Annotated in this window: 1 protein-coding gene; it reads left to right on the forward strand. The window is 62.8% G+C overall.

Annotated elements, in window-relative coordinates; translation table 11 throughout:
* The coding region (locus EO99_RS27955; protein ID WP_037113213.1) for a hypothetical protein at positions 1-239 on the forward strand (239 nt) is incomplete at its 5' end.
* Between the last annotated feature and the right edge of the window lie 92 nt (positions 240-331).

Consider the following 331-nt stretch of genomic DNA (forward strand, 5'->3'; position numbering starts at 1 on the left):
TCACAGCCGTCGCCGGAATGCTCCTTCTCGCCACGACCGGGTCGTCCTTCGCCACCGGCGACTACTATGACGGTGCAAGCGAAGCAAACCCGCGCTCGGTCACCGACTCCATCCAGACCAACAGCACGTCAAGCTTTGGTTACCCGATCGGCAACACCAGCCGCGACAACCGACAGATCGGCGACACTGCTCCGCTGAACAGCGGCGACTATTACATCGGCGCCAGCCGTCCCAACTGATCCGTCAGTTCATTCACGACACCGGCCGCAGCAAGGTCGCAAATTTTCGCTGCGGCTCACCTCGGAGTCCGCCGGATCCTTCTGGCCGGCGG

The sequence above is a fragment of the Pseudorhizobium marinum genome (genome assembly GCF_000705355.1).
Taxonomy (GTDB): Bacteria; Pseudomonadota; Alphaproteobacteria; order Rhizobiales; family Rhizobiaceae; genus Neorhizobium; species Neorhizobium pelagicum.